The sequence below is a fragment of the Sorangium sp. So ce281 genome, from assembly GCF_051527395.1.
In the GTDB taxonomy this organism is placed as follows: domain Bacteria; phylum Myxococcota_A; class Polyangia; order Polyangiales; family Polyangiaceae; genus Sorangium; species Sorangium cellulosum_B.
This window is the reverse complement of the sequence record NZ_CP150322.1, coordinates 9271149-9290807: the sequence shown is the minus strand read 5'-3', so window position 1 is coordinate 9290807 and position 19659 is coordinate 9271149. Positions and strand designations below refer to the sequence as shown.

Here is a 19659-nt window from a genome sequence, read left to right as displayed (position 1 = left end):
CCACGGCGGCACGCCGGGGATCCATGCTTGACGTCCGCCGCTCCCCTCCCAATGGACGCCCTGCCCAGCGCTCCCTCAAGGAGGTCCTGTTGAGCTCCACATTCGCGGAGGACGCGTACCCTTCACCCGATGAGTGCGCTCGGTTGCGCGAGAGCCTCACACGATCGCTGCCCGAGATCCCGCCCGTCTACTTCTACGACGATCTCGGGAGCGAGCTGTTCGAGCAGATCACCCATCTCGAGGTCTACTACCCGACGCGCACGGAGATCGGCATCCTCGAGCAGCGCGCCGGAGACCTCCTGCGCGCCGTCCGGCCGCGGCGCCTCGTCGAGCTGGGCAGCGGCGCGGGCCGCAAGATCCGCATCCTGCTCGACGCCTGGCGGTGGGTGGGCGGCGGCGAGACGTGCACGATGCTGGACGTGAACGGGCTCTTCCTGGAGACGTCGATCCGCCGCCTCCGCACCGACTACCCGGAGTACACGTTCCGCGGCATGATCGGTGATTTCACCACCGACCTGCCGCGGCTCGGCCGGGGCGGGGGGCGCCTCGTGCTCTTCCTCGCGGGCACCATCGGCAACCTCTACCCCGACGAGCGGCGCGCCTTCTTCCGCGAGGTCGCGCGCGTCATGGAGCCGTCGGACGCGCTCCTCGTCGGCGCCGATCTGGTCAAGGACACGGCCCGGCTGGAGGCCGCGTACGACGATCCGGAGGGCGTGACGGCGGCCTTCAACCGCAACGCGCTCCGCGTGATCAACCGGCGCTTCGGGGCGAATTTCGCGCCCGACGCGTTCGCGCACCGCGCCTTCTACGACGCGGCGCGGGCGTGGATCGAGATGCGCCTCGTGGCCTCGCGGCGGATGCGCGTGCAGATCCCGGCGCTCGATCTGCGGCTCGATCTCGAGCGCGGCGCCGAGATCCGCACCGAGGTGAGCTGCAAGTTCACGCGCGACTCGCTCCAGGCCTCGGCCCGGGCCGGAGGGCTCGTGGTGTCTTCGTGGCACACCGATCCCGACCAGCTCTTCGCGCTGGCCCTGCTCCGGCGGAGCGACGCGTGACGGAGGCCTCGTTCGAGGCGCTCCTCGCCGCCGCGTGGCGCCGCAGCGACGATCTGTTCGCGCTCGTCCCGGAGGCGTCGATGGGGCGTCGGCCCATCGCGCTGCGACACCCCTTCTCGTTCTACCTGGGGCACCTCCCGGCCTTCGCGTGGAACCAGATCGGCCGAGGCGTCCTCGGGCTCGGGCCCATGCGGAGCGATTTCGACGTGCTGTTCGAGCGCGGGATCGATCCGGCCGACGAGGACGGCGCCCGCGCCGCGTCGAGGGGCGCGTGGCCGGCGATCGCCGAGGTGATCGCGTACCGCGACGAGGTCCGCCGCGCCGTGCGGGCGCGCATCCCCGACGTGCTGGCGCGCGCCGAGGACGTGCTCGGCGCGCGGGGGCGGATCCTCCAGCTCGTGATCGAGCACGAGCGGATGCACCACGAGACCCTGATGTACATGCTCCAGGAGCACGGCGCCGCGCGGCGCCCCGACGGCGCGCCCGCGTTCGTGGGCGGCGGGGGGCGCGCGGCCGAGCCCCGGCACGTCCCGGCGGGCCGCGTGGTGATCGGCGCGGACTTCGAGGCGATCCCGTTCGGCTGGGACAACGAGTTCGGGCGCGCGGAGATCGATGTCCCGGGCTTCACCATCGACTCGTTGCCGGTGCGGAACGGCGATTACCTGGCCTTCCTCGAGGCGATGGAAGACGGCGCGCGGGCCGCGCTCACGCCCCGTACGTTCGTGCGCCGCGGAGGCGGGCTGGCGGTGAAGACGATCTTCGGGCCGGTCTCCTTCGAGGTCGCGTCGGGCTGGCCGGCGCAGGTCTCGGGCGAGCAGGCGCGCGCCTATGCCGTCTGGCGCGGCGGGCGCCTGGCGACCGAGGCCGAGCTGCGCCGCGCCGCGTTCGGCGAGCCGAGCGGCGGTGTGCGCGCGCGTCCGTGGGGGCACGCGCCGGGCGAGCCGCGTCATGGCCAGTTCGGCTTTCGCGGATGGTCGCCGGTGCCGACGGGCAGCCACCCGGACGGCGCCAGCGCGTTCGGCGTCGAGGAGCTGGTGGGCAATGGCTGGGAGTGGACGTCCACGCCCTTCGCGCCCTTGCCCGGCTTCGTCGCGTACGCCCGCACGTACCCCGGGTACTCGGCGGATTTCTTCGACGGGGAGCACGACGTCGTCTTCGGCGCCTCGTGGGCGACCGACGAGGGGTTCCTCCGGCCGAGCTTCCGCAACTGGTATCGCCGGGACTATCCCTATGTCTTTTCGAGCTTCCGGGTCGTCCGCGAGGCGCCACGCTCTCGGCGGCGATGATCGAGCTCGAGCAGGTGACCAAGCGCTACGATGGAATCGTCGCTGTCGACAGGGTCTCCCTGCGCGTCGAGCCGGGCGAGCTGGTGGTCCTGCTGGGCGGGTCGGGATCGGGGAAGACCACGACGCTGAAGATGACGAACCGGCTCATCGAGCCGAGCTCGGGTCGCATCCGCGTCGAGGGCGAGGACGTGACCACCGTGCCGCCGCACGCGCTCCGGCGCCGCGTCGGCTACGTGTTCCAGCGGCTCGGGCTCTTCCCGCACCTGACGGTCGCCGAGAACGTGGGCATCACGCCGGCGCTCCTCGGCTGGGACGCGAGGCGCATCCGTGGTCGGGTGGACACGCTGCTGGAGCTGGTCGAGCTGGATCCGGCCGAGGTCCGCGATCGGCGGCCCGACGCGCTCTCCGGCGGCCAGGCGCAGCGCGTGGCCGTGGCGCGGGCGCTGGCGGCCGAGCCGGGCGTGCTGCTGCTCGACGAGCCGTTCGGCGCGCTCGATCCGATCACGCGCGAGCGCCTCCAGCGATCGTTCGCGCGGGTGCGCCGGAGCCTGGGGTTCTCGGCGATCTTCGTCACGCACGACGTCGTCGAGGCGCTGCTCCTCGGCGATCGCGTGGGCGTCATGCGCGGCGGGCGCCTCCTGCAGCTCGCGCCCGGCCGCGAGCTGGTGCGCGCGCCGGCCGATGACTACGTGGCCGATCTGGTGCGCGGCCCGCTCGAGCAGGCGCGCGCCGTCGAGTCGCTGATCGCGGGCGCGCCCGCGCGAACGATCGCTGGAGGCGACGCTTCGTGAAGGAGCAGCTCGCCCTCCTCCCGCGCTACCTCGCCGCCCACCTTGGGCTCACGCTGGTCGCCCTGGCGCTGGGCGTGGCCGTGAGCGTCCCGCTGGGCGTGCTGGTGACGCGATCGCGCCGCCTGGAGGGGCCGGTGCTGGGCGTGGCGAGCGTCGTCCAGACCATCCCGAGCCTGGCGCTCCTCGCCTTCATGGTGCCCGTGCTCGCGGCCCTGGGCGCGCGCAGCATCGGTTACCTGCCGGCGCTGATCGGCCTCTTCCTCTACAGCCTCTTGCCGGTCCTCAGGAACACGGCGGCCGGCCTCTCGGGCCTCGATCCGGCGGTGATCGAGGCCGCGCGCGGCGTGGGGATGACGCCCCGCGAGCAGCTCCGCCGCGTCGAGCTGCCGCTGGCGCTCCCGGTGATCGTGGCCGGCGTGCGCACGGCGGCGGTGCTGACGGTGGGCACCGCCACGCTCTCCACGCCGGTCGGGGCGCCGAGCCTTGGTGACTACATCTTCAGCGGGCTGCAGACGCGCAACACCACGGCCGTGCTGATCGGCTGTGTGGCCTCGGCCGGGCTCGCGCTGGTGCTGGACGGCCTGGTGCGTGGCCTGCTCGCCGGCGTCACGCGCCGCAGCCGGCGCCTCGTGCTGCTGTGTCTCGGCGGCTTCGCCGGGCTCGCCGTCTTCGCGGCCACCCCGGTCGTGCGCGCCCTCCTCGCGCGCGATGATCAGGTGTCCATCACCGTCGGCGCCAAGACCTTCACCGAGCAGTACATCCTCGCCGGCATCGTCGCCGGGAGGATCGAGCGCGTCGCCGGCGTGCCGGCGCGGACGCTGGGATCGCTCGGATCGACGGTGGTGTTCGACGCGCTGAAGAACGGCGAGATCGACGTCTACGTCGACTACTCGGGCACCCTCTGGGCGAACGTCCTGAGACGGAGCACGGAGAGCGCGGACCGCGCGTCGGTACGGGCCACGGTGGAGAGGGAGCTGCTCGATCGGCACAACGTCCACGTGGCCGCCGCGCTCGGGTTCGAGAACACCTACGCGCTCGCCATGCGGCGGGCCGAGGCCGAGCGGCAGGGGATCCGGCGCATCAGCGATCTCGGGGCGCGCGCGCGATCGCTGCGGGTGGGGGGCGACTACGAGATCTTCCAGCGGCCGGAGTGGCGCGCCATCGAGCGCGTGTACGGCCTCGCGTTCCGCGAGGCGCGGAGCATGGATCCGTCGCTGCTCTACGAGGCGCTGCGGGCGGACCAGGTGGACGTGATCACCGCCTTCTCGACCGACGGGCGGATCATCGCCGACGATCTGGTGCTGCTGGAGGACGATCGCCGGGCCATCCCGCCGTACGACGCGCTCGTGCTGGTGAGCGATCGGCTCGCGCGCACCCGCCCGGAGGTGCTGGAGGCGCTGCGCGGGCTGTCGGGGACGATCGACGCGCGGAAGATGCGCCAGATGAACGCGGCCGTGGACGAGAAGAAGGGCTCGCCGGCCGCGGTGGCCGCCCGTTTCCTCGATGAATTGCGGCGCTGAATTCTTCTGCGCTGGGCCCCCGCGGGCCGGCCGTTTGCGGCGCGGCGGGCCGGTTGCGTCGACGCCACGATGACGCGGGTTCGTCGGCAGCTAGATCGTGGCCTCGTCATCCCTCAGAAGCCCGTCAATCTTGCTTAGCAGATCTCGCTTGACCCGCTGCCGGTTCAGTTCGTCTTCGTAACCGGCCTTGACCGATGCCACCTTGACAACGTCCTTGATCATCATCAGAGCGTCGATCGTTCGCTGCGCCTCATCGTCGTCCAAGTCGCGCCGAAAGTGGACAACCAGGCCCTTGACGCTCATTGCAATCCCACTGCCCGCACAGAGATCACGCTGGCTTCTCGAAGCATAATGATATTGCGTAATTCACCCATGGCTCCCTACTCCCGGAAGTGTCGTGTTGGGAGGTAGCGTTGGCGGTGTCGAGCTCTGCGCCGGCGACGACGCGGGACGCGCCGCGCTCTCGCGCTTGGTGACGGGCTCGCCGACCTGGATCACCACGGTCTCCTCGGCGTCCGTCCGGTGGTCGTCGTGCAGCTGCCAGAGGCGCTCCCAGTACCGCGCCGGCGTGCTGGTTTTCCCGCTGCCGTCTCCGGAGCAGCTCTTCCGGCGTGGGGCACTCGTCTCGAATCTCGCACTCATCGAACGACGTCAGCACCTCGCCGCGGCAGCGTGCGTCACGGACGTGATTGCGCGCCTGGTTGATGGCGATCGTGACGCGGTACGGCGCTGGGTCTGCCCCCGGGTCGAGCCGCTTGTCGGCCTCCAGCCCGCGCAGCAGCGCTTCCTGAGCGATATCCTCGGCGTTTCGCTCCGGCACGCCGTGGCGCCTGGCGAGGCGCCGGAAGAGCTCGAAGCCGGGGAAGACGGTCGGTGGCTTGCCCACGGTAAGCAGCACACTTGAGCGGGCCCAAACGCTTCAAAAAAAAGAACCAACGAGCAATATTGGTCGGGCAACGTAAGCTAAGGTGTCATCTTCAGCCACGCGGAAGCGGGTCCAGAGGACGACTGAGCACATTCCATCATACGGCCGCCAATTCTCGCCCAAACGGCCGAGGCGTCGCGATTTCTGGCGGTTGACGCCGAACGGCCGGCGTCAGTACCGTCCCTGGATGCGTTGCATTGCGCATTCGCTCTCGATATTTCTCACGCTCGGGGTCGCAACAGGCTTCCCGACCTCGGCCAGCGCCGATGATGCCCCCCCGAAGGCGCAACAGACTTCACGAAGTCTGCCGGCGCCGCCGATGTCCCCCCCGAAGGCGGGAGCGAACGACAGCTCATTGGTGAAGGACCATGTTCGCCGTGGTCAGAGAGCGCGCAATGCCGGGCGGTGGAGCGAGGCATACGCTGCCTACAAGGCTGCTTTCGACGCCGCGGACCCGACGACCAGCACCGAGCGAGAGCGGGCGGAGATCGCCGGCGAGCTCGGCCTTTGCGAGGTCGCGTTGCACAAGTATCGCGATGCGGCCGAGCACCTTGCCAAGAGCCTCGAACAGCGCGAAGCGCTGCCGGACGCGCTCGGGCGGCGATTCCAGGCAGGCCAGCGCGAGGCAGTGAAGCGCGTCGCTACGCTCGTGCTCTCGGTGGATCCGCCCGACGCCGAGGTGCTCATCGACGGCGAGCGCGTCGGAAGGACCGCGCGCACCTATACGCTCTTCTTCGAGCCGGGGGACAAACACATGGTGCGGGGCCGTGCACCGGGCCACGCGGACGCGTTTCAGGGGTTCCTTGGCGTGGCGGGCGTGGAGCACGAGATGACGATGGAGCTATCCCGCGCGGCGGCGGGGAGTGCCACGGAGGCGAGCAGCACGAAGGACACCGCGCCAGCGACGCCGCCCGCCTTACGCACGTTGCCCGCTGCGCGCGCGAAGGCTCCCAGCCCCTGGGCCTCCTGGCCGGGGACGCTGCGCATCACGGGGATCGCCGTCACGACGGCTGGCGTGACGGTGGGCACCATCCTCATGATCCACGCGGGCAAGCTCGATGACGACCTGAGCGCCCGGCGTGACTGGCTCCAAAGCGAGCCGTCAGCGAGCACGTCGATGTGCTGGCACGCGCCTCGGAACTCGCCATGTGGCGAGCTGGCGCGCCTGCAGGACGCGCGAAACATGTTCGGCCGCGCCGGTCTGGCCACGGTGATCACGGGCGGTGTCGTCGGTGCCGTGACCGCCGCGTCATTCTTCACGGACTTCTCCTTCCTGAGATTCAAGCCGGCTCAGGATCGGGTCAACGTATCGCCCGTGGCGAATGGGAACGAAATCGGCGCGCGAATCGAGGGGGTATGGTGAACACGCGGGGGGCCGAGAGAATGGGGCCGCTGGCAGACCGAGGCGCCGTGACGTCGATCGTCGCTCTCGCAGTCTGCGTGTGGGGAGCTAGCACGCTGACAGCTTGCGCTGCCTATTCCGAGGATTGCTCGGAAAAGCTGGCGTGTGCTCCCGATCCGGAGCACACGCCTGACCCGTGCGCTGGAGAGCCCGGCACAGCGCCAGCGCTCGACAAGTGCGGCGTGTTCGTCAGCGAGCAGGGCGACGACAACAGCCCCGGAACCAAAGGAGCGCCGGTCAAGACGCTCCAGCACGCGATCGGGCTCGCCGCGCACGGGCGAGGCCACGGAGAGGGAGCGACCCGGCGCGTGTACGCGTGCGGCGGGTCGTTCGCGGAGAAGATCACGCTGCCCTCGGGGGTCGACCTCTGGGGCGGGCGCCTGTGTGACGGCGGCGATTGGTCGTATGACGGGTCGTTCGGCGGACCGAATCACCCGACGATCATCGCTCCGCCGGTGGGCATCCCGCTGAGGGTGATCGCGGATGATAAAGAGCGCGCGACGTCAACGGTCTTCGGCGTGCGCGTCGAGGCGGCGGATGCGTCGGCGGACGATGGCAAGTCGTCGATCGCGATGATCTTGAGCCCTGGGACCAGGGCGATCGTGCGGCAGAGCAAGATCCTCGCAGGCGATGGCAAGGATGGAGAGCCGGGCGAGGACGCGCCGAGCGTTCGCGCGAACTCCGGCGTGCTGGGGAACGACGGCGCGGACGCCTGCACCGCGGACGCGGCGCTGGGCGCCCTTCCGGTCGTGACCGTGTGCGGCGACGGGATCGAGTCGACGGGCGGCCAGGGGGGCGATGGAGGCCTCGAGACGGGCAGCGACGGAACTTCAGGGCTGCCGGAGCCGCTCGGGAATCCGACCGTGCGTGGCCTGGGTGGATCCGGCGCGGTCAGCATGGCATGCAGGCAGGGGCAGAACGGAGCCGACGGCGCTCCTGCGGAGCGCGCTGCCGGAGCGGATGGCGCTGGCCTCCTGGACGAGTACGGATGGGTCGGCGTCCGCGGGAAGGATGGAGCGAAGGGCGGCGCCGGTCAGGGCGGCGGCGGGGGCGAGGGCGGCAAAGGTCGCGACTCCGCCAGGAACGCGTGTCCGGCAGGTCGGCCCCAGGGCGGTGCGGCCGGCGGCTCGGGGGGCAGTGGCGGCTGCGGTGGCAAGGGGGGCAAGGGAGGCGACTACGGCGGCGCGAGCATCGCGATCGTGGCGTTGCAGGGGAGCGACCTCACAGTCGATGCGAGCACGGTCCTCGGGGCCAAGGGCGGCGACGGCGGGGTCGGCGGAACGGGCCAGTGGGGAGGCTTTGGGGTTGCCGGCGGACACGGCGGAGACGCTTTTCTGACCGAGACGTCGCGAGGGTGCCGCGGCGGCTTTGGCGGCGACGGCGGTCGCGGGGGCGATGCCGGCGGCGGTCTCGGCGGCCACTCGCTCGGCATCGGCTCCGTGGGCGCCTCCGTGGCCATCACGGAGTTCGCGAAGGTCTTGCCTGGACAAGCCGGCAAGGGTGGCCGCGGCGGCAATGCACCCTTCGAAAGCACGCCCGGCCAGGGGAAAGCCGGGATTGCGCTGTTCTGGTACCCGTTCGATACGCCAGATCCGGAACCGGCTCGATGAACTACCCTGCGCTGACAGCGCACGTCAGGATGCGCACATGAGAAAGACCACCGCTGCTACCTTCGTCTTTCTGTTGTCGCCGTGGGCGACCGGCTGCGGAACTGCGCCCGACGTGAACGCCCCTGGCGTGCCGTCTTGCGAGGGCACCTCGTGCGAGCAAGAGCCGCCCCCGGAGTCGGTCTGCGCCGAGCACGTCGCCGCCGATATCCTCGACGACGGCTGTGGCGTGTTCATCGCTGGACCCTACGGTTTTGGCGACGACAGGAACCCCGGCACGAAGGCGAAGCCTGTGGCCACCGTCGAGCGTGCCGTCGAGCTCGCGCGCACGGGACGAGGCCGCATGTTCATCTGCAACGACGGATTTCCGGTGCGTCAGATCAGGGTGCCCTCCGGCGTGGACCTCCTCGGGGGCTTTCACTGCCGGCGATGGAATCGCGACCCTGAAATCCCGCGAACCACATTTTTTCACCAGCCGATCGCCGACCTCGCCGACCCCATGGTGATCGTCGAGCCCGCGGGTCCCGAGGACAGCGGGGCCGCGGACGGGGTGTCGACGCTCGCCGATCTCAACCTTGGGGCTTTTGGTCCGCTCGGCGTGCTCGTCCAGTCCAACACGGGGGTGGAGATCGTGCGGAGCGAGATCCGCGCAGACGGCGCAATAGCGGGCAGCGATGGCGAGCAGTGGCCGACCGATCAACCGGACGGACCGGATGGCAATTTCGCTGGCGAGGGGTGCTCGGCGCCCCTCGTCGCCGGCGGACCTGCGGCGGTGAACCGGTGCGAGAGCGGGCACACGAGCGTCGGTGGCAAGGGAGGGGATGGGCTGCCCGACAGCGCCGGGGATGGCGGCGACGGGGAGCCCGTCTACACTTCGCCCTCGCGCGGCGGCATCGGGGAACGAGACAACCGCCGTTGCGAAAGCGGATTCACCGGGGGCCCGGGGGCTCCGGGAACGCAGGGCGCGCCCGGCAAGGGCATCGGGCGCCTCACCGAGGCCGGTTGGGAGGGCGACACGGGGGGCGAGGGGACGTGGGGCACCCCGGGCCAGGGGGGCGGCGGCGGCGGCGGTCGCCGGGGCGGGCTGGCCGTGTGCGGCGCGGCTTCCAAGGGAGGCGGAGGAGGAGGCTCGGGTGGGGCCGGCGGCTGCGGAGGCCGGGGGGGCCGCGGGGGAGCGAACGGACGTCCGACCATCGGCGTCCTCGCGCTTCACGCCCGGGTGACGGTGCGCGACAGCGAGATCACGACGATCTCCGGCGGCAGGGGCGGCGACGGCGGGCCGCCCCAGGAAGGCGGCCGAGGGGGCCGAGGCGCACCGGGCGCCGCCGACGTGGACGCCGTTCAGGGCTGCTTCGGCGGCCCGGGCGGCGAAGGAGGCCACGGCGGCTACGGCGGCCCGGGGCGCGGCGGCGACTCGATCGGTGTCGGCTACCTCGACGAGGGCCAGCTCACGCTCGAGGGCGTCATCTTCGAGATCGGACCGCCGGGCCATGGCGGCATCAGCTGGAACCACGATGGCACGACCACGATGGGGCCGAGCGGCGAGAGCCACGAGACGCTTCGCTTTCCCGAGTAGCCCCAGTCACCTCACGGGCGATCGGCGACCGAGTCCACGGGCCAAGTCGCCAGGAACCTGGAAGCCCAAGCGACCATGGCGGCCGGCGGCTCGCCTTCACCATCCCACGAAGCGATCAACGCTTCGAGCTCGCGCGTGGCGGCTTCGAGTTCGCGCTTGGAAGCGATGCCGCGGGGAGTCTTCGGCGGATCCATGAGCACACGAATTTTTGCAAGCACTCTCACTACTTCCTCTTTGCGCAGGACCCCATCCGTCGTCACCACCCAGTAGGAAGAACCGCTCTGCACCTCAGGCATCAGTGCCCATGCGATTTGATAGAGCGCCGCAAGCACGGTAAGCACCGCAACGAGCGAATCCGTAAGCTTGCTCGCTTCGATATCTACACCGGGCGCCGACACTTCAGACGGCGATGGCTTCACCCATGTATGCTGGTTCGAAAACAGGCAATCGTAGAGTCTTACCTCCCCGGGAGGCCGCAGGCCCGCTGTCACGTCCGGTACGAGCACGGTCCCGGTCTCCGGCGGCATGAGCTCGCAACCGAAGGTCGCTTCAATATCACGGGAGATCCACTCCGCACATGGTTGCTCGTCGGGCAATAAATCGAAGGAGACATAGCTCTCCCTGACGGTTGCGAACCTGAGGCTATCGTCCGGGCGCGACACGAAACCTGGATCGAATGGGCTTCGATGAACAATGACATGCATGCCTCGGAATTTGACCGAGAACAAGTCCCTCGTCTGTTTGACGCTCTCGACCGTGCGCCAGCTGTGGACGATGTAGTAAGGAGCCAGGAAGCTCACTTGGAACCACAGCGTTCGATCTGTAGCATTGGGCAGATCGATCGTAAAGGAATAGCAGCCGTCCCAGCCGCCGGCGGGGAGATGTAGCGACTGGTTCGTGAACATACCAGGGAAGCGATCTCGGATGCGACGCTGCATCGAGTGCCAGCGCTCGTCCTTTGATGCTTGGATCCGGGCGGCCACGAGCCGAGCGTGCTCTTCGGTCTCGTTGCGAAGCTGGAAGTCGATATCATCGGCGCTCCCAGTCCCACGCCGATAATATCGGTAGACAATGCCCAGCAATTCATCCAGGCTATGTTTCATGGATTTCTGACCTGCGCGCCGAGTCCCTTGTAATCTTTCTTAAAATAAAAGTCTACCTTCCCCTTGAACCTACTGCAGAATATGCCAGGCGGGAGATCCTCGCCTCCTTCTTTCTTGTACATTTCTTCCAGCACGAAGTTCGCCACATCAGCGCTAATGCGCGCTGCCTTGTCCGCCGGTATATTCCCCCAAAGCTCGCTTCGCAGTGGCATGCCAATGTGAATCATGCACGCATCGTCGCCCTCTAGATTGTGGCCGAAGAACAGCTTCGCCTTTGCCTCCTGCCAACCACCTGCCACACTCGTCCCATCGTAGGCCACGATGGTGACAAAGTCGAAGGCCCGCGGGTCAATCGGCTTGACACCTGTGCACCCCATGGTCGGAGTGCCGCTCTGCTGGCAGGGATCTGGCGGGCTCGTCGGGCTAGCTGTCGGCCTCTCCGAGCTGTCGCTCGGGCTTTCCTCTTCCTCTTCGTCTTCGCTGTCCGTTTTGTTGCACTGGATCTTGCGCTCGCTGCCGTACTCCGGTCCGCCCGGCGGCTCCGCCCCGAAGTCCCCCGACGAGACGGAGGTGAAGACGGGAACGTGCGGCCCGACTGGTGCACCTGCACCTTCGCCCTTCACCCACTCCTCGCGGGGATCGCAGTCTCCTACCGTCCAGTTGCAGGCCGCCAGCGTGCAGATGGCGACAGCCAGAATCGGAAACAGAATTCTTTTCGCGTTCATTTTATACTCCATCGAAGCACGGGACCGACGACGACCAGCACGGACACGTAACCTGGGAGCACGAGGCTGCTCCCGCCGACCCAATCCATATTGGCGCTCACCGACACGCCGAGCGGTCCTGCAACGTACGCGTTGGTTTGCGCATGCGCGCCTACCGCGATCCCGGCGACGTGCCCACACAATGTGCTTCCGCAAGCCGGCATGAAGTAGAGCGCAACGGATGGGCCAGCGCTAAAATCGCCATTCTTCCAGCCATATCCGAGAGCGGCGATGGTGCTATTGTAGACACCGACCCCACCGATCTGGACTGGGGGAATAACGCTGAGCAGATCGTGAACATTTAAAATGATGTCGCCGTTGATGCGCCACGAGATTCCCGCGTGCGGACTCACCGCCAGTCGCGTCACGGTGCCAGCCTGGATCCCCCCGAAGCTAATTCCGGCACTCAGCTCGGATGCGTCTGCCTGCGTCGGAACGACACTGAGCAGGAGAGCGAACACTGCCGACGATGAGATCTGCCGGTCTGTCATCCTCATCGTCTCCCTCACGGTCGTCCGAAACACGCGAGCAACGTGGCGACGTGGGCCATTCTTCTGATCACGGGATCGGCGTCAAACGGAATCTAGACGAGGACACTACACGGGCCAGGGGTCGTACCGTCCGGAGCGTGCGCCGGCGCGCAGCGACCTGCGCGGCTCCAGCGCGTGTCGGCCTACGGGCGCCAGCTGCCTGCCCACGCCGCCGCGAGAGAGCGCTACCGGCCACGCGCCCCGGGCTGCGCGTCTCGGCTGCAAGCCCGATCCAGCGCGGCGCCGCGCGCAGGCAGCGCTGACCGTGCGCTGTGACGGCCACGCGCGTGGCGCGGCACGACATCGCTCGCGCGGCCACGCCGCCCGCGAGCACGGCGCCTGACGGTGGCCTGCGCGGTCGGCGGCGGCGACGCGCCAGCGCTCACGCGCCTGGAGCTGCACGACGTCGCTCGCGCGTCCGCGTCGGCGCGAGCGTCCCACGTCGTGGCCCCATCGGCGGGCAGCCGTGAGACCGGCTACGGATGCCCGATGGGGCTCCGCAGGCACCGCATCGCAGCCCGGACGGTCCCGCAGCCCTCGCCCTTGCTCGCTGGCGTCGCCGCTGTTGCCCCGGCCGGCGGGCCTCTCGGCGTCGTCGAGCTGCCGAGCCGCGCCTGCGCCGATCACCACGCGCGGACGATCCAGATCGCCCAGGAGCGCTATCACCTCGATCACACCGCGTGCGGTACTCCGGCGAGCGAAGCGGGAGATCAGAGGGAGCAAGAGCTCGACCATGCCGCTGCGCAGCCGCGCGTCTTCGATCGACGGCGCCCGCGCGACAAGGGCGGGCCGCGCCGCGTGTCTCACGATTCTGCCGTGCCGCGACCACGCGCGGCTTGGACGCCCGCGCTCGCAACGAGCGATCGCTGGGCCCGACGCGCTTGAGCACACGGACATCGACGGCCCCGAACTCGCCGGCGTCCACGTCGATCCCCGCGCGCAGAGCGGTCAGGGACCTCGGCCCTGCGGCATGTCTGCTCGAGCGCCATGTAGCGCGCCGTCGGCGGCCCCGCGCATATGCGGCCGCTCTGGAGCGAGGAATGCGGCCTTCCTGTCTGCTTTGGCTCCATGTACGTCGTGCAGAACGGGCGCCAGCTGGCCGACGCGCGCCGTGCCGACGTCGCGCGCGAAGTCATCCAGGTGAACCTCGACCCGGCGATGGTGTTCTCCGGTGGGCCGAGCGCCCCGCCATCAAAGAGCTGGATCGACAGGCGCACCATCGGCATCAACGACGGTGCTCAGTAACAGCCTACCTCGGCCGCTATACCCACCGTGTCGGGCTGTCCAATCACCGGCTGCGGTCGATGGATGAGCGCGGCGTGTGCTTCCGGACCCGCGGAGACAAGACCGTGACGCTCTCCGCAGAGGAGTTTCTGCGTCGCTTCCTGCTGCACGTGCTGCCTCATCGCTTCGTGAAGATCCGACACTTCGGCCTGATGGCTGCGTGTCACGCCACCACCACGCTCGAGGTGGCACGCACGAGGATCCTGGCGGCGCGAGACGCAGGGCAGCGCGCTGTCGGGGGAGATGAGCACCGGGAAGGCAGCTTTCACGAGCACGAGCCCTCTGCGCGCCACGTCGTCAAGGTCGACTGGTGCACGCTGCTCACCGCGCTCACGGGGATCGACCTGTCCATCTGTCCTCGCTGTGGTCAGGCTGCGATGGCTCGCCGCCCGCTGCCGTCGTGCGTCGTCGCCTCTTCCGCTGCGCCTCCGGACACGTCATGAGCATCGCTGGCCTGGGCAGAAACGACAACACCACCTCCGTAGCACGGCGGCCAGGCATCGATCCGCCTTCTGCGCCGTCCACGTCGGCGGCCTGCGTGCTGCTGGGCCTCTGTCGGCGCCGCGCTCTGTCTCGGCACGCTCGGCACGTCTGCGCCCAACGTCGTTGCGGCGGGATGCACCACGCGCGCGAGCCCCGCCGCGCCCGCCCTCTGCTGCCTTCTCGGGCAGGATCTCCATAGACTCCGCGGCCGCCCCGCCCGGCCGCGAACCGGCCAGGTCCAACCCGACGTTTACGGGACTGCGCCGGGACCTCGCCGCCGCTGCTGCTCGGGCGCAGTCCCGCAAACGCCTATTCATTGGGCCCGGGTTGGGCCCATGCCTTGCAAACGGGTGTGATCGGTGGTCTGGTGCCCCCAAAATCCCTGGCACTCGTCTCCCGGTGGACGTGGCTCCAGGAAAAGACGAGTGGCACCCGTCTCCCGGTGAGCGTGGCTCCAAGAAAAGACGAGATGCACCCGTCTCCCGGTGGACGTGGCTCCAGGAAAAGATGAGTGGCACTCGTCTCCCGGTGGACGTGGCTCCAGGAAAAGATGAGTGGCACTCGTCTCCCGGTGGACGTGGCTCCAGGAAAAGATGAGTGGCACTCGTCTCCCGGTGGACGTGGCTTCAAGAAAAGACGAGAGGCACCCGTCTCCTGGTGGACGTGGCTTCAAGAAAAGACGAGAGGCACCCGTCTCCTGGTGGACGTGGCTCCAAGAAAAGACGGGTGGTACCCGTCTCCGCGGTGGAGGCGGCTGCAAGACGAGAGGGCCGGCACCCGTCTCCTGGTGGACGTGGCTCCAAGAAAAGACGGGTGGCACCCGTCTCCGCGGTGGAGACGCCGCCCTCCGACCCTGCGATCCCTGGCCCGCCCTTCTCGTCGGCGCTCCGGCGTGAGCCTCCCCCTCGATGCCGCTTGCCCCATTCCCGTCGACAGATCCAGATCGCCCTTCGCGAGGCGCGCGCGGCGTTCGCTTCGCCCCCGTCGCTTTTGTGAGCCACCGGGACCCGCTCGCGACCACCTAATCCAGCTCCCGTGGTCTTGCTCAGCGCAGCCCTCGCCCCCCGGCTCACCCTCGTCCGCCCGAGCCCCCTGGCCGGCCTGGACGACGCCGGCCTCGCCCGTGCGGCGGCCGAGGGCCAGCCAGGCGCCGCCGGCGTCGTCTGGGACCGCTACGGCGCCCTGGTGCACGGCCTGCTCCGCCGCGTGCTCGGGCCGGGCGGCGACGTGGAGGACCACGCCCAGGAGACGTTCCTGCAGTTCTTCCGGGAGGTGAAGAACCTGCGGGATCCCGCGGCGCTGCGGCCGTTCCTCCTCGGCATCGCCGTGCGCGTCGCGCGGTCGGCGCTGCGGCGACGGCGGCTCCGGCGCTGGTTCTCGCTCACCGACAGCGGCGCGCTGCCGGACGAGCCGGCCGAGGGCGTCGACGAGGGCGCGCGCGAGGCGGTCGCGCGGCTCTACGCGCTGCTCGACAGGCTGGACGACAGGGCGCGGCTCCTCTTCGTGCTGCGCCACATCGAGGGGCTGGAGCTCGCGGAGACCGCCCAGGCGAGCGGGATGTCCCTGGCCACGGCCAAGCGCCACCTGGCCAAGGTGACCGCGCGCGTCCACGCGATGGCCGAGCGGGATCCGCTCCTTGCCGCCTACATGGCGCCCGCGGAGGAGGCGAGCGATGGCTGATCCGAAGCCCGGCGTTCCCCCGGAGGTCGCCCTGCGGCGGCTCGCGGCGCTGGCGCACGACGCCGGAGCCGTGGAGCGGACCGAGCGCGCGCTCGTCCGCGGGCGCGCCCGGCTGATCGAGGAGGTCGAGCGGATCGAGTCGCCGCGCGCGCCGCGGCGCTGGGTCATCCCCGCGGCGCTCGCGCCGCTGGTCGTGATCGTCGGCCTGTGGGTCCTCCGCCCGGCGGCGCGGCTCGACTACCGGATCGACGAGGCCGCGCCCGCGGACAGCTACGTGCGCGCCGGGGAGCGCGGGGCCACGGCGCGCTTCAGCGAAGGGACGACCGTCCGCTTCGCGCCGGGGGCGCGCGGGCGTGTCGCCGCGGTCACGGCGCACGGCGCGCAGATCCACATCGAGCACGGCGCTGCGCACTTCCGGGTCGTGCACCTGCCGGGCGCCGAGTGGATCGCGGAGGCAGGGCCGTTCACCGTCACCGTGACGGGCACGGAGTTCGACCTGAGCTGGCAGGACGAGCGGATGGAGCTGACGATGCAGAGCGGCTCGGTCGCCGTGCGCGGGCCGCTCGCCGAGGGCGGCATCGCGGTCCAGGGCGGCCAGTGCCTTGTCGCCGACATCGTCCGAGGAGAGCTCACGATCGCCGATCAGAAGGCAGCCGCCGATCTGCGCGCGCCGGAGGGCGACGATCCGCGCGAGGCCGGCAGGATGGCCGAGCCCGACGCTGCGGCCGATCCCGGCCCCACCGGCGCTACGGTCGATCTCGACGTGAAGGCCGCTCTCGACGCGAAGGCCGGCCCGGGCGTCACGGCCAAGCGCGGCGCGGGCGCCGCCGTGCCGCGCACCTCTCCGCGCCGCGCGCCCGCGCCGCAGAGCTACCGCGAGCGCGTGGCCCGAGGCGACTTCGCCGGGGCGATAGCGGACGCTGAGTCGCGGGGGATCGACGCGACCATCGCGGCGAGCCCGCTCTCCGAGCTCGCCGCGCTCGCCGACGCCGCCCGCTATGCGGGGCGAAACGACCTGGCGCAGCGGGTCCTGCTCGTCGAGCGCGCGCGCTTCGCCGGCTCGCCCGAGGCGCGCTCGGCGGCGTTCCTGCTCGGTCGCATGGCCGAGCCGAGCTCGCCCGCGGCGGCCATCGGCTGGTACGATCAGTACCTCACAGAGTCGCCCGCGGGCTCGCTCGCGGCGGAGGCGCTCGGCCGGAAGATGATCGTGATGCGCGCCTCCCGGGGCGAGGCCGCGGCCCGGCCGGTCGCCGAGGAGTACCTCGCGCGTTACCCGCGCGGGGCCTTTGCGGCCGCCGCGGCGGAGATCCTCGGTCGCCCATGAGGGCGCACGGGCTCGTGCTCGCGCTCTGCGCGGCGCTCCTCGTGTCTCGGGAGGCGCGTACGGAGGAGCGGACCGCCGAGGTGGTCGTGGTGCGCTCGCCGCGCGCCGGGGAGGTCGTCGAGGAAGCCACGGTCCGCCTCGCGGGCGAGCTGCGCGCCGTGGGCCTCTCCGCCCGCTTCCTGGACGGCGCGCCGGGCGTCGAGGGGCGCGCGGCGATCGAGGGGGCCGGGGGCGCGTTCGCTGCCATCGCCATCGTCGAGACCGACCGCGGCGCGGTCGCCGACGCGTGGGTCGCGGATCGCGCGATGAAGCAGACCATCGTCCGCCGCGCGGATCTCGGCGATCCCGACGCGACCAACGCGGCGAGCGATCTCGCCGTGCGTTCGGCGGAGCTGTTCCGCGCCAGCCTGCTCGGTCTGAGCGACGAGGAGCGGAGGAAGCTGCCGGAGCAGGTGGCGCGATGGATCGCCGAAGCCCCGCGGCCGGTGGCTCCCGCGCCCGTGGCGCCCGCGGCCGAGCCGGGGCGCGCGCAGGCGCCGGCCGCCCCCCGGGATCGCCCCGCCGCGGCGGGCGCGCGCGCCGCACCGCCGCGGCGCGCGGAAGGCAGCGCCGCGCCCCGCGAGCGTGCCGCCCAGGGCCTCGGGCTGAGCCTCGAGGCGGGGCTCGCGGTGCTCGCCGGCGGCGTCGGCGCCGTGCCCGGCCCGTATCTCCGCGTCGAGTACGGCCTTCCGGCGAGGTTCTCGCTCGGCGGGACCCTCGTGCCGGCCGTCGTCGAGAGGCGCCTCGAGGCGCCCGCCGGGAGCGTGGCGCTCGGCCAGACGGTGGCGCTGCTCGGCGTCGCGTACGCTGCCGGCGCCGAGACGTGGCGGATCCGTCCGGTGCTCGCGCTCGGCGCAGGCGTCTACGATCTGACGATCGACGGCCGGGCGAACCCACCGCATCGGGACAGGCGCCAGCGCTGGCTCACCGTCGGGGTCTCCGCGGGGGGCGGCCTCGGCGTCCGCGTCCTTCCGCGCCTCACCGCGCTCCTGAGGCTCGAGGTCCTCCTGCTCGCGAGAGAGCCGGTCGTGACCATCGCAGGCGCGGAAGTGGGCCGGACAGGGCGCCCGGCGCTCCTTCCGAGCCTCGGGCTCAAGCTGGGCTTCTGACGTGCTGGCTCCTCCGGGACATGCGATTTTCGTGAGCTACGGAGAGGGCGTCATACCCACTTATCCGAGCGAGGCTTCGGGTGGCTTCGCATCGAGAGGGAGAACCATGAACTTCCATATTTCTGCGCGCCCGCGGCCGCTCGCCACGGCGGCGTGGCTCGTCCTGCTCTGCGCGTGCGACAGCAGCAGGCTTGAAGGACTCGATACGGCGGAGCAGCACGTGAACACGGAATCGTGCTCGTCCTCCATGGACTGTCCGTACGAGGGGGACCAAGGCGAGGGGGGCCACGACGAGGGCTATCTTGGAGCGGGGGGAGCCCCGCTGGAGGAGGTGTGCGGCAACGGCGTGGTGCAGAGGCCGGCGGAGCAGTGCGACGACGGCAATACCGACGACGAGGACGGGTGCACCAGCGCCTGTACGTTCACCGAGGTCTCGGTCGACGCTGTGTGCGGCGACGGCGTGGTGCAGACCCCGGTGGAGCAATGCGACGACGCCAACGCCGACGACGAGGACGGGTGCGCCAACGACTGCGTGTTCAGCACGGTCGCCTTCGAGTACAGCGGCGTGGTCATCGCCGTGGAGCAGGGAGGCGCCGCCCCTGACCCCCAGGGACCGCGGGACACCGGGGTTCAGGTCGGCGATACCTTCAGCGGGACCTACTATTTCGATCCGCACATGCACGATTTTTCAGGCCATCCAGCCGTGTCCAGCTATCCATTCTACAATGCGCCGGGCTTCTTCGGGCATCAGGCGGTGGTCGGTCCGCTGACCGTGACCTCGGCTCCTCACGCTCCCCAGGAGATCTCGGCTGGACTCCTTACGACGATCTCGCTCACCGACGGCGTGGCCGGTTATGAGGATAGCTACGAGGTGAACTGCCCGCTCAATGAGGTCGCGGGTCTCTCCTCATGGGATGTCGGTCCCATTCATCCTTACTGGACGCTGTCCCTCATAAGCGAGAGCAACCCGTCGGCGATCACGTCCACCGCGCTGCCGGACACGCCGCCTGATCTCAGCAAATTCGAGGCGGCGAGGGTCGTCCTGACGCTCCCCTACCAGGCCACGCCTTCGTCTCTCCAAAGCGCTATTTACATCGTGGCCGAGCTGACCTCGCTCACGCGCGTGGCGAGCGACTGACCTCGCGGCGCGAGCGGCGGCGCGCGCCGCCGCCGCCCGGGCA

General features: G+C 70.3%; 16 protein-coding genes and 2 pseudogenes. 13 read left to right on the top strand and 5 right to left on the bottom strand.

What is annotated here, in order from left to right; all coding sequences use genetic code 11:
• The first annotated feature begins 89 nt into the window (after positions 1-89).
• Genes egtD through WMF27_RS35250 form a run of 4 tightly spaced genes read left to right on the top strand, consistent with a single transcriptional unit; the run spans position 90 to position 4652 of the window.
• Positions 90-1055 carry an L-histidine N(alpha)-methyltransferase gene (gene egtD / locus WMF27_RS35265; RefSeq protein WP_437764482.1) on the top strand — a complete coding sequence of 322 codons (966 nt, stop codon included), beginning with the start codon at positions 90-92 and terminating at the stop codon, positions 1053-1055.
• Positions 1052-2341 (top strand): SUMF1/EgtB/PvdO family nonheme iron enzyme, encoded by a 1290-nt coding sequence (locus WMF27_RS35260; protein WP_437764483.1) that lies wholly within the window; start codon positions 1052-1054, stop codon positions 2339-2341. Before egtD ends, WMF27_RS35260 begins: the two co-directional genes overlap by 4 nt.
• On the top strand, positions 2338-3132 hold the full coding sequence (locus WMF27_RS35255; protein WP_437764484.1) for an ATP-binding cassette domain-containing protein: 795 nt from the start codon (positions 2338-2340) through the stop codon (positions 3130-3132). The genes WMF27_RS35260 and WMF27_RS35255 overlap by 4 nt, the downstream gene beginning before the upstream one ends.
• The gene (locus WMF27_RS35250; RefSeq protein ID WP_437764485.1) at positions 3129-4652 is read left to right on the top strand and encodes a glycine betaine ABC transporter substrate-binding protein; all 1524 of its coding nucleotides are present in this window, start codon (positions 3129-3131) and stop codon (positions 4650-4652) included. Before WMF27_RS35255 ends, WMF27_RS35250 begins: the two co-directional genes overlap by 4 nt.
• 90 nt (positions 4653-4742) lie before the next feature.
• Here the strand turns inward: WMF27_RS35250 and WMF27_RS35245 are convergent, their stop codons facing one another.
• The gene (locus WMF27_RS35245) at positions 4743-4955 is read right to left on the bottom strand and encodes a hypothetical protein (protein WP_437764486.1); all 213 of its coding nucleotides are present in this window, start codon (positions 4953-4955) and stop codon (positions 4743-4745) included.
• A gap of 274 nt (positions 4956-5229) precedes the next feature.
• Positions 5230-5550: pseudogene (locus WMF27_RS35240) on the bottom strand (RNA polymerase sigma factor); the annotation flags it as partial.
• A 178-nt stretch (positions 5551-5728) separates the two neighbouring features.
• On the opposite strand from WMF27_RS35240, the gene WMF27_RS35235 reads away from it, so the two are divergent.
• The 3 genes from WMF27_RS35235 to WMF27_RS35225 all read left to right on the top strand — a co-directional run bounded on the left by WMF27_RS35235 (position 5729) and on the right by WMF27_RS35225 (position 10162).
• The gene (locus WMF27_RS35235) at positions 5729-6940 is read left to right on the top strand and encodes a hypothetical protein (RefSeq protein WP_437764487.1); all 1212 of its coding nucleotides are present in this window, start codon (positions 5729-5731) and stop codon (positions 6938-6940) included.
• Positions 6941-7161: 221 nt separating this feature from the next.
• Entirely contained in the window at positions 7162-8589 is a 1428-nt protein-coding gene (locus WMF27_RS35230; RefSeq protein WP_437943291.1) for a hypothetical protein, read from the top strand.
• A 37-nt stretch (positions 8590-8626) separates the two neighbouring features.
• Positions 8627-10162: a hypothetical protein gene (locus WMF27_RS35225; protein WP_437943290.1), complete on the top strand. Its 1536-nt coding sequence runs from the start codon at positions 8627-8629 to the stop codon at positions 10160-10162.
• An 11-nt stretch (positions 10163-10173) separates the two neighbouring features.
• On the opposite strand, the gene WMF27_RS35220 is transcribed toward WMF27_RS35225, so the two are convergent.
• The 3 genes from WMF27_RS35220 to WMF27_RS35210 are packed head-to-tail and all read right to left on the bottom strand — an operon-like array spanning position 10174 to position 12520.
• The gene (locus WMF27_RS35220) at positions 10174-11265 is read right to left on the bottom strand and encodes a hypothetical protein (RefSeq protein WP_437764490.1); all 1092 of its coding nucleotides are present in this window, start codon (positions 11263-11265) and stop codon (positions 10174-10176) included.
• Entirely contained in the window at positions 11262-11990 is a 729-nt protein-coding gene (locus WMF27_RS35215) for a hypothetical protein (RefSeq protein ID WP_437943289.1), read from the bottom strand. The genes WMF27_RS35220 and WMF27_RS35215 overlap by 4 nt, the downstream gene beginning before the upstream one ends.
• Entirely contained in the window at positions 11987-12520 is a 534-nt protein-coding gene (locus tag WMF27_RS35210; RefSeq protein WP_437764492.1) for a hypothetical protein, read from the bottom strand. Before WMF27_RS35210 ends, WMF27_RS35215 begins: the two co-directional genes overlap by 4 nt.
• 1107 nt (positions 12521-13627) lie before the next feature.
• Between WMF27_RS35210 and WMF27_RS35205 the strand changes: the two genes are divergently transcribed.
• The 6 genes and pseudogenes from WMF27_RS35205 to WMF27_RS35180 all read left to right on the top strand — a co-directional run bounded on the left by WMF27_RS35205 (position 13628) and on the right by WMF27_RS35180 (position 19616).
• The gene (locus WMF27_RS35205; RefSeq protein WP_437770001.1) at positions 13628-13804 is read left to right on the top strand and encodes a hypothetical protein; all 177 of its coding nucleotides are present in this window, start codon (positions 13628-13630) and stop codon (positions 13802-13804) included.
• Positions 13750-13993, top strand: a pseudogene (locus WMF27_RS35200) (transposase); the annotation flags it as partial. The gene WMF27_RS35205 and the pseudogene WMF27_RS35200, both read left to right, overlap by 55 nt.
• 1368 nt (positions 13994-15361) lie before the next feature.
• Complete coding sequence (locus WMF27_RS35195) at positions 15362-16006, top strand: RNA polymerase sigma factor (RefSeq protein WP_437764493.1); 645 nt, start codon at positions 15362-15364, stop codon at positions 16004-16006.
• On the top strand, positions 15999-17330 hold the full coding sequence (locus WMF27_RS35190) for a FecR domain-containing protein (RefSeq protein ID WP_437943288.1): 1332 nt from the start codon (positions 15999-16001) through the stop codon (positions 17328-17330). The genes WMF27_RS35195 and WMF27_RS35190 overlap by 8 nt, the downstream gene beginning before the upstream one ends.
• Entirely contained in the window at positions 17327-18478 is a 1152-nt protein-coding gene (locus WMF27_RS35185) for a hypothetical protein (RefSeq protein ID WP_437764495.1), read from the top strand. Before WMF27_RS35190 ends, WMF27_RS35185 begins: the two co-directional genes overlap by 4 nt.
• A gap of 106 nt (positions 18479-18584) precedes the next feature.
• On the top strand, positions 18585-19616 hold the full coding sequence (locus WMF27_RS35180; protein ID WP_437764496.1) for a DUF4215 domain-containing protein: 1032 nt from the start codon (positions 18585-18587) through the stop codon (positions 19614-19616).
• Positions 19617-19659 lie beyond the last annotated feature (43 nt).